The sequence below is a fragment of the Pseudoalteromonas sp. BMB genome (assembly GCF_001709235.1).
GTDB lineage: Bacteria > Pseudomonadota > Gammaproteobacteria > Enterobacterales > Alteromonadaceae > Pseudoalteromonas > Pseudoalteromonas maricaloris.
Window position 1 is genome coordinate 1 of sequence record NZ_MBQA01000011.1, and the last position, 389, is coordinate 389.

The window sequence follows — 389 nt, forward strand, 5'->3', positions numbered from 1 at the left end:
TGCATCGGCAATCACCGACTTTTTACTCTCCAGTGCCAGTTGTTGTTTGGCGCTGGCAATAAAGGTTTTATTGGTGAGTAGTCGAATTGCGCTTTTAACACTGCCAAGCTGTATGTCTTTGGCTGCAAAAATATTCATCGCGCCAAGTTGCGCAAGCCAGTGAATATAAGGCTGCTTTTTATCACCATGTAACACCAAGTGCTGGTTGCCCGCTAAGGTTTGCAACACAATATGCGGGGTTTTTGGGGTGTCATCAAACATCAATAGGTTTTGGCCGCGAGAGCAGAGCACGTTTTGGGTGTTATTGGCGCTAGTAACAACGGATGGTTGGGTGTCGTTAAGGGCAAAGCCTAACAGGTAACTTTGGTCTGGGTCGTTGTTCATACAAC

General features: G+C 46.5%; 1 protein-coding gene. It reads right to left on the reverse strand.

Annotated features, from left to right (window positions below):
- On the reverse strand, positions 1–389 hold a 389-nt coding region (locus tag BB427_RS24330; protein WP_175401220.1), incomplete at both ends, for a hypothetical protein.